Below are 10,189 nucleotides of genomic sequence, written 5' to 3' on the forward strand. Positions count from 1 at the left end.
CCCAACAATGGTCATGTGGGTGTGGGATTTGCCATTGGCGGACTCAGTGCCATTACCCGCTGTGAGCAGAATATGGAAACCGACGGCAAGGCCGGTGCGGTTAACTTTGATAGCAATGACCGCTTTTGTCTGGATGGCCAGCGTCTGATTGTGAAATCGGGTCAGACTTATGGCGCCAACAACACGGAATACCGTACGCGTCAGAACAGTGGCCAGAAAATCATTGCCCATACTTCCAGCACCAGCACAGGTCCGTATGCCTTCACAGTAACGGATGTAGAAGGCAATAAATATACCTATGGTAAGTACAGCAGCACCTCGGATGCGTTGATTAACTCAAAGCAGGGTAAGGCATTTACCTGGGCACTGAAGCGTGTTCAGGATGCTTCGGGTAACTACTACACCTACCACTACACCAAGGTGAGCGGCAGTCTGGAGTATTACCCGACGGCGGTGAAGTATTCGGGCTATGGTACAGGCGGCACCCGCAATGAAATTCGTTTTATCTGGGATAATCGCCTGGATAAACATAAGGTTTCTTACCTTAAGGGTAATAAGATAGGCCTGACCAAACGCCTGAAGCAAATTGAGTCCTATTACTCAGGGAATCTGCTTCGTAAGTACAAACTCACTTACGGCTATACCGGAACCGGCATGACCCAGAGTGTGCTGCAAAAAGTGCAAGCCTGCTCGTCGGACAACAGCTGTTTGTCACCCACTGTGTTTAACTGGAAGACGCGCGGTAGCATTCGTCTGGGGTCAGACATTGGTCGTGACTACTCCAGAAACAGCCGCTATAAAGCGCATCAGTTTATGGATTTCAACGGGGATGGTCTGACCGACATCGCGTTTGTGCGTAACGACCGGGGCAGCTCGTCAGATCATTTATACATGATCCCGAATACGGGGCGCGGGTTCGGCGATGAGCGTCGCTTCAACGACATTGCCACGAAAACCTTCCGTAAAACCTGGAAAGTAATTGACTATGATAAGGATGGTAAAGACGACATCCTGTATATGAAGGGCAGCAGCCAGTACTGGCAGCTGATGCGTCATACGTCAGCAATGAATTTCACCACTACCCAACTGAGCGGGATTAGTAAGCCGAGCTCAGATGATAACACGCGCTTTTTAGACATAGACGCAGATGGTTACCCGGAGCTGTTGCATTTTGTGGGTAACAAGCTGTCTTATCAGAAAGGTATTAAAACGGGTCTGGCTAGCGGTCAAGCAAAAGCGCTGAAGTTCAACCTGTCGGCACCGAGTGGCTCAACGGCGACTATGTTGTCGTACGATAAAGAAGACAACACCTTCCAGGCGATGGACTTTAATGGTGATGGCCGTGCCGACTTCCTGGCGCAAGTACGTGTGAGCACCTATACCAGCGGCGGCGGCGGCGGCGGCGGCGGCGGTGGCTGCGACTTTGAAGGCAGATGTGAAGATCCAGTAGGGATTCAACCAATTGAACCTTTTTCAGCCAGCACACAACACTTAGTCTCCCGCACGGCTAATCTGGGCGATAAATTTGGTGGTCAGGTAGAACGCCTTGGTGGTGGTTCAACCCCATTAAACAGTGAATCAGCACCTATTAAACCAGTTAATCTGAGCCAGCTGAATTCGGTTAATATGGTAGGCGGACCAGCCGCTACGGTAGCACTCCAGGCGGCGCAGGTACAGTCACTGAGCCGGGTATCAGGTCCCATTACCACACAGGGCTATTCACATGTAACTTACTGGAAAATTCTAGTCTCAAAGGGCAATGATACTTTCGAAGAACTTTACTCTTTAGGCAGTACCAGCTCGTATAAAGACATTCAGGCGGTTGAGCTGAATGGTGATGGTCTGGCAGATATTCTGTACCGCAACAGTAACAATGATTGGTATGCCCGGATCAATACCGGTACTGGGCTTGCGGGCGGGATCAAGTTGTTTAACTACGACAAGCCAAGCCTGAAGGTGTTTGATATCAATGGTGATGGGATCCCAGAGGTATACCGTGAAGATCACGGAGATCATTTTTACTTTTATAACGGCACGAACTTTACCCACCGTAAAATGACTTCCAATGGGTCGAACTATGACTTCACGACTTATATGGACGTCACGGGTGATGGCAGCGCAGACAAACTGGTATTCCAGGGTCGTATGGGCTTATATCAGAACTCGGATGCACCGACCAACCTGATCGAGTCCGTACGAGACGGGTTTGGTGCGTATACGAGGGTGTCGTATTCGACGCTGAACAACCGCAATATTTACACACCACATAATGATGCCCGCACCAAGAGCTGGGGCAATGGTCGCGTTACGGATATGAAGTCCGGTGCTCGCGTAGTCAGCACCCTGACAGCAAAAGGCGAAACCATTAAGTATAAGTATCACGGTGCAAAGGCCCAGGTGGGTCGTGGTATGCTGGGTTTCCGTCAGATTGAAATGGAAGCGGTCAATGGCGGGACTAAGGTTGTCACAACCTATCGTCAGGATGGCGATTACCGGGGCAACCCGGAGCGGGTTCAGACCTATGTACGTTATGGCAGCGACACGTCCACCGGTGGCGGCTCAGGTGGTGGCTCCGGCGGAGGGTCGGGTGGCGGCTCCGGTGGCGGTGGTGATTTAGACCCTTGTGAAGTATTTCCGGAAAGCTGCAACTGCTCCTGGCAGCCTGGTGAGCGTTGCGAAGCACCAAAGTTTGCACCAATAGATACTCTGGCTGCCTCAGCCAGGACTTTCAGTGCGGCAGAGGGCATTTCTGCTGCTGGGATACAGGCATCGCCTGTACAGGTAAGCAGTGCACAGTTTGCAACGCTGTCAACGGCGTCGGTGAATACCAGTATCTGGCGTCTGAAATCAGATATGACGTCGACTTTTGGTCGTAAGCAGGAAACAAGCTTTGTGACTGCGAACAGCACTAAGCCCTATCTGGTGTATCCATCTAAAACGATTACCAAAACCTATAATACGGATGTTAGTTCGCAGACTCTGATCGCTACTAAAACTAAAAATATTTCTGTTGATAACTTTGGCAACCCGGTAACACAAAATACTGTGGTCGATGGCAAAAATGGCTATGCGAAAACGGAAGCAACTAACACTTATAGTTACAGCTATTATGGTGGTCGGGTTACCAAAACGGTTGAGACGAAGCGTTATCTAAACCGTCTGAATGGCACAAATAAAGGGAACTATCAGAACACCCATACTTCGACTTTTACGTATGACAGCAAAGGACGACTGACTAAAACAACCGCTGACAATGGGGTAGTTAAGAGCTACGCGTTTAATGTTTATGGACTGGTTAGCACTCAGACTGTGTCAAAACCAGATTTACCTGATAAAACAACAAAAACTTACTATGACAGCACTTATCGTCTGGTGACGGGTGAGGAAAACAGTCTGGGGCATCGTAGTACCATAGGGTATGACAGCCAGGGTCGTAAGTCTTATACTCAGTCGGCCAATGGTCAGCGTACTTACTATACCTATAATAAATTAGGTCGTCTGACAGGGGAGATTTCGACCCCGGCTGACAATACAAGTAAAACTGGCAGCAAGGCGCTGAGCAGCAGCCAGAGTAAATACTGGTGTACCAGTGGGTGCGTCAGTGGCGCGGCCTATTACGAGGAAAATGTCTCGGAAAGTGGCCCAACGAGCCGCACTTACTACGATAAGTATGGTCGTATGCTGCGTGAGTCCAGTATGTCTCTGAGCGGTACATTTATCAATGTTGATTACTTGTATGATACCAAAGGTCGCAAGTACAAAGAGTCGATGCCGTATTTCCACGGTGGCACACCCCTTTGGAATGTGTACAAATACGATAAGCAAAATCGGGTTGTGCAGGTCACTAAGGCCGATGGCTCCCTCTGGAAAACCGAGTACAACGGCGAGAGTGTCACGACCATTAACCCGTCAAATCAGAAGCATACCCAGCTGAAGAACGTGATGGGCATGCTGGTTAGGGTGACAGATGCAAACAGTAAATCGGCATACTATGAGTATGATGAAAATGGTAAGTCACGCCTGCTGACTGGCCCTAAGGGCAATAAGATCCAGGTCAGTTATGATAAGTACGGTAATAAAACCCGTGTTATCGACCCTGATAAGGGTACCATCAATTACAGCTATAATGCCTATCATCAGGTAACCCGCGAGTCAGACAGCAATGGCAATGTGATCACGTATCAATACGATGTACTGGGACGGACTACGGAAGTACAGCGTAAACGCGGGAACAAACTGGAACATCATGTAGAGAATACCTATGATGACGGTGCCTATGCCAAGGGGATGGTTGCCGTGACGACTGATAAGGTCAGCGGTTTTACTGAGCGCTTCTATTACGATTCCTTTGGTCGCACCCGTGAAAAACACACGGTGATTGACGGCAGTACGTATAAGGAAATCTGGGCGTATAACACCGCAGGTCAGCTATCTAAGGAAACGGATGCCTCGGGCAAGTCAGTGACGTATCACTATAATGCCCACAAGCACCTGAGTTACCTGAAAGACTTGCAGACTAATAGCACAGTCTGGCAGGCCACTGCGAGTGATGCCTTTGGTAATATCACCACTGAGAAACTGGGCAGCCGTATTACCCGTACTAAGGTATTTGATGAAAAGACTGGATTACTGACCAGTCTGAGGTCAACGGGCAGTGGCACGTTACAGAACTGGACTTACAACTGGAGTAACCTGGGTAACCTGAATTATCGTCAGGACCATACAATTGGTAAGAAAGAAACCTTTGGGTATGACAGCCTGAACCGGGTTACCAGCAGCGCGATTTCAGGGGGAGCGAGCACCACAATCAGCTACAACGAGCTGGGTAACATTACCTATAAAACAGGTGTGGGCCATTATCATTACCAGTCGAGTCGTCCGCATGCTGTGACCAAGGTGACGGGTGACAGAGCCAATACCTATCAGTACGATGCGGCGGGTAATATGGTGAAAGACAACGCTCGTGAGCTGGTGTACAACACCTTCCACAAGCCGGTTTATATCAAAAAAGACAGCTACTGGATGGAATTTGCCTACTCGGGTTCGGGTAAGCGCTATAAGCGCACTGAGTTTGGTGGTGAAAAAGGCCTGCTGCTGCCTATTCTCAATGGAGATATCACGACCTTTATTCCAATCGCGCAGGAAACCCGTTATGTGGGCAATGTGGAGTTCATTCGCTATGGCGGTCAAAGTACCTGGGTGAGCAAGCGCTATATTGCAGGCAAGGTGTTGATCACCACAGTGAACAACCAGGCGACCACGCGCTTTATGCTGGATGACCACCTGGGTTCAACGCATGTGATTGCGGATGCCAGTGGTAAGAAAGAGCAGGTGATGAGCTTTGATGTGTTTGGTGCACGGCGAAACGCAACCACCTGGGCGAGAGACTTTAGCGACCAAAGTAAGTTCACCAGCCAGCTGACGTTACGCGGTTACACGGGCCATGAGCAAATGGATGAAGTTGGTTTGGTGCATATGGGCGGGCGTATTTACGACCCAATCCTGGGGCGCTTCTTACAAGCAGATCCTATGGTGCAGGCGCCGGAGAATATTCAGAACCTGAACCGTTATTCGTATGTGGTAAATAACCCACTGAATAAAACCGACCCCAGTGGCTATATTTTTGCGACGATAGCGATATGGGCACTGAATGCGGCAATCACCCAGGGGATTATCACAGGTGTGACGGCGACTGTACTCAGTGGCTTATTGACAGCCTACTCTTACTATGGTTACGCCAAGCTGGCAGTTGGTATTATCCAGGCAGCGAATCAGGGTGGAACGGCACTGGCGAACTTTGCGGGTGGCTGGGCCAAAGGGTTTGCGAAAGGTCAAGCTGTTACTTGTATGCTCAATATGGCAGCCGGTGGTGGCTGTATCGATGGGCTCGAGACTAAAAATCAAGGCAATGCTGATACAGACGGAAACACAGCCACAAATGGTGCGGGTAAGAATAAAGGAAAGTCCAGCAGCACAAAAAATGTCGGTGAGAAACTTAACAAAGCGGATATGAAAAAAATTAGTGGCGCTGTCGACAGAGCCGTCGTAAAACTCAATAAATTTGTCAATACGTTGCTCAAAGGAGAAGGGCCTGAATATGAACAGATTGCTGCGGACTATGGCTTCAGCAGAAGCCAGCTGGCAGAATTCTCTGATACTGCGGAGTTTCTGATTGTACAAGCAAAAGCTGTAGCAGATTTACTCGTACAATATAAAGAGGGCGAAAGTTTTATTTATTCAGCAGCCTCACATGGTGATGCCTATACACCTGGTAAGATAGCAATAGGTAAATTTGGGTTTGATGCTGATACACTAGTTCATGAAGGTGCACACAAAGTCTTTTCGCACGACCATGGTGTTGATGGCGTTGGAAATTCAGCTCCGGTATCAAGGCACAATTTAGACTTTGGCTCAGCAGGCGAGAGTTTGAAAAGTATTTCATCATATGCTCAAAAATACAGTATCTCCGCGAGCGATAGGGCATACAATAGAGGTTGGTTGAAGATGTCTGCTTATCGGTTCGAGTATTCAGTTGCAAGTGCTGCAAGAAGAGCGAGGTGAGTATGAAGAAAGTTCTGGGTGTAGTTATATGGATGCTAGCCAACTTTGTTGGCTCTGGTTTGTCGTTTGCTGCGTCTTTACCTCCGGCAACTAAACCGGTAAGTGTAGAGGTATTTGCTTATTGCGAGACTAAAACGTGTAAAGTGAGTGTTGTCTTAAGGAATAAGACGGCAATGAGCATAGAACTTAGCCATCATCTGTATGATGACAAGACGATAAGCAATAGTGTGTTAGAGTTTTATCTCGCTGAGGATTATTATAGTGGTAAGTTTGAGCATCCGATCAGAATAACTGGTGGAGGTACAAGCAGGCTTGACCAAAATATGACCTTTTCTCCTTTAGAGGTGAAGTCTTACATATTGACCGTTGATAAAAAAGCCCTGAATCTGACTGCTGATAAGGAATACGTGGTTCTATTTGCGGCCATAAATACAGAGGTGCTAGTAGGTGGTTCAACAATCACTCGGTTAACTATGTTAAGTGATCCTGGCTTTTTAGTCGGTAAAGGTGTGATGAATTGACTTTAAAGTAATAATGTAAGGGCCAGATAAGGCCCTTACTATCAGAAGTGTAAAACAACAGCGAAAGTTGTTTATTTGGATGAAGATGTACCATCTTTTTCAACCAACTGTGACCAACTTAACATGACCACTACAGAGCTAGCCAGACCTGCGAAGGTCGTTCAATACTTTGCACCTAATTGAGCAAGGGAACATTGTTGTTTTTTGTAAATGTGAGTGTAAATTTAAAGTTTTTTTAATGTTCCTTTTTAGGTATCATTGTACCGATAACTCTCAAAAGGACATAATAATAATGAAATTTTCTACACTTGCTATCTCCGCTTTATTTATCACTTTCGCCGGTCAGGCTGCTGCAAGCTGCAATAAGTACAGCTGTGAAGGCGTATCAAACGCTGTATTTGCTTCGGTTGTTGCCAAAGCAAATCAGGTAAAAGTAAAGTTTCCTCAGGGTACCAATGCCACTTTGGCTTGTAACCTGGACCAGGAAGAAGCGGCTGCGCTGAATAAAACCAGCGAAAACTATCGTAATATGCAGTCGATGCTACTCACTGCTGTTGCCGCTAACCTGCCCGTTAAGCTCACTTTTAATCAGGCTTCTGCGAACTGTCAAATCGATGAAGTTGAAGTAAAGGTCGTTGAATAATATTACTGGCTGAATTTCGATACAGCTATATCTATCTGCTCAACTCAGAGTACTGTGCTCTGGCATATGAATTTTGTTGTTAATACCTTACTTATCTTTGCTGAGATAGTCGCAGCTGTGTAAGTGAGGGAGTGCCTTGTACTTGATCTCAGGCACGGCAAATAAGTGTGGGCAGATATCAACGTCAGATAAAAATAAGAAACAAAGTGAGCAAACATGTTTAAGTACAAAGGAACCCTGGCCCTGATGCTGGGGGCTTTTAGTGTGTCGGGACAGGCCAGCCCGGTCACCCCCAGCAGCGATGTCTGGGGAGACAGTAACGGCCACCTCTACTATCAACAGCCTGTTAAACAGGTCACCACGGCGGATGACGCCCCGGTCAGTATTCGTGTTCACAACGCCATGCCCTATGTGCGTGTGGTCGAAACGGCAAACGGATACAAACTGGAGTATCTGTCAAAGAAAGACTTTACGGCACTGCGCAATGAACTGGATGTGGTCGGTAAGCGTCTGCGCAGCGATTTTGACGGAGATGGTCAGCCCGACATTCTGATGCAGTCCGATCTTGGACATGAATTGCTCATTTCAAATGGCCAGGTACGCCCTTACCGTATCGGCATTGACCTGCGAGACATCGGCACTCGGATGCAGGTACGCGATGTAAACTATGATTTTCGTAGTGACTTTGTAAACCCATCTGCCGAGCTGGTGCATTATGCCCAGGCGACGGGGTTGAGTTCGGCCATCAACACCAATGATTATGTGGGCTCACTGCCGGCAGAGAGTAACGTATCACCCAGTGGTGAGTTTACTTATTCCATTCCCATCACCACGGGTGAATCAACGGGTGGACTGAAGCCACCTGTTTCTCTGAGCTATGCGTCTAATCCCAACAATGGTCATGTGGGTGTGGGATTTGCCATTGGCGGACTCAGTGCCATTACCCGCTGTGAGCAGAATATGGAAACCGACGGCAAGGCCGGTGCGGTTAACTTTGATAGCAATGACCGCTTTTGTCTGGACGGTCAGCGCCTGATTGTGAAATCCGGTCAGACTTATGGCGCCAACAACACGGAATACCGTACGCGTCAAAACAGTGGCCAGAAAATCATTGCTCATACTTCCAGCACCAGCACAGGCCCGTATGCCTTTACAGTAACGGATGTAGAAGGCAATAAATATACCTATGGTAAATACAGCAGCACCTCGGATGCATTGATTAACTCAAAGCAGGGCAAGGCATTTACCTGGGCGCTGAAGCGTGTTCAGGATGCTTCGGGTAACTACTACACCTACCACTACACCAAGGTGAGCGGCAGTCTGGAGTATTACCCGACGGCGGTGAAGTATTCAGGCTATGGTACAGGCGGCACCCGCAATGAAATCCGCTTTACCTGGGAAGACCGTGTTGATAAGAACAAAGTTTCTTATCTGAAAGGGAACAAGGTTGGCCTGACCAAACGCCTGAAGCAAATTGATTCCTATTACTCAGGGAACCTGCTGCGTAAGTATAAGCTGACGTACCGCTACATCGGTACCGGCGTTACACAAAGTGCGCTGCAAAAAGTGCAGGCCTGTTCATCGGACAACAGCTGTTTGTCACCCACTGTGTTTAACTGGAAAACACGGGGTAGCATTCGCCTGGGCTCAGACATTGGTCGTGACTACTCCAGAAACAGCCGCTATAAAGCGCACCAGTTTATGGATTTCAACGGGGATGGCCTGACCGACATCGCTTATGTGCGCAATGACCGGGGCAGCTCGTCAGATCATTTATACATGATCCCGAATACGGGCAGTGGCTTTGGCGATGAGCGTCGTTTTCATGATATTGCTACGAAAACCTTCCGTAAAACCTGGAAAGTCATTGACTATGATAAGGATGGTAAAGACGACATCCTGTATATGAAGGGCAGCAGCCAGTACTGGCAACTGATGCGCCATACGTCAGCGATGAACTTCACGTTTACGCAGCTGACGGGGATCAGTAAGCCGAGCTCGGATGATAACACGCGCTTTTTAGACATAGACGCAGATGGTTACCCGGAGCTGTTGCATTTTGTGGGCAACAAGCTGTCTTATCAGAAAGGCACTAAAAATGGTTTGGCCAGTGGTGCAGCAAAAGCGCTGAAGTTTAACCTGTCGGCACCGAGTGGCTCAACGGCGACTATGATGTCGTACGATAAAGAAGACAACACCTTCCAGGCGATGGATTTTAATGGGGATGGTCGTGCTGATTTCCTCGCTAAAGTGCGAGTGAGTACTTATTATGACGATATTCATCCCCCCTGTGAAAGACCGCCTTTCTGTGAAGATCCCAGAGGGATTGAACCCACGCCAATGGCGGTTAAGGTTAACCATGTAGGGGCCTCTTCAAGCCTGGCAGATCGATTTGGTGGTCAGGTGGAGCGCATCGGTGGTGGTACGGTCACACAGCGTAGTGAATCAGCACCCATTACTCCGG

General features: G+C 48.2%; 4 protein-coding genes. All 4 read left to right on the forward strand.

Translation table 11 applies throughout. The features are described from left to right. Nucleotides 1–21 precede the first annotated feature (21 nt). Nucleotides 22–6,561, forward strand: a complete 6,540-nt coding sequence (locus IY568_RS25395) for an RHS repeat-associated core domain-containing protein (RefSeq protein WP_323744782.1) — start codon at nt 22–24, stop codon at nt 6,559–6,561. 2 nt (nt 6,562–6,563) lie between these two features. Beyond that, nucleotides 6,564–7,082, forward strand: coding sequence for a hypothetical protein (locus IY568_RS24080; RefSeq protein ID WP_125564816.1), 519 nt, complete (start codon nt 6,564–6,566; stop codon nt 7,080–7,082). A 292-nt stretch (nt 7,083–7,374) separates the two neighbouring features. After that, nucleotides 7,375–7,725: a hypothetical protein gene (locus IY568_RS24085; RefSeq protein WP_125564814.1), complete on the forward strand. Its 351-nt coding sequence runs from the start codon at nt 7,375–7,377 to the stop codon at nt 7,723–7,725. Nucleotides 7,726–7,941: 216 nt separating this feature from the next. After that, on the forward strand, nt 7,942–10,189 hold a 2,248-nt coding region (locus IY568_RS24090; protein WP_194868931.1), incomplete at its 3' end, for an FG-GAP-like repeat-containing protein.

The organism is Pseudoalteromonas sp. PPB1, from assembly GCF_015356275.1.
GTDB classification, from domain to species: domain Bacteria; phylum Pseudomonadota; class Gammaproteobacteria; order Enterobacterales; family Alteromonadaceae; genus Pseudoalteromonas; species Pseudoalteromonas rubra_D.

Bases quoted from the DNA above. Each gene is read 5' to 3' on its own strand.
- IY568_RS24080 (WP_125564816.1), top strand. From the start codon at position 6,564: ATGAAGAAAGTTCTGGGTGTAGTTATATGGATGCTAGCCAACTTTGTT.
- IY568_RS24085 (WP_125564814.1), top strand. From the start codon at position 7,375: ATGAAATTTTCTACACTTGCTATCTCCGCTTTATTTATCACTTTCGCC.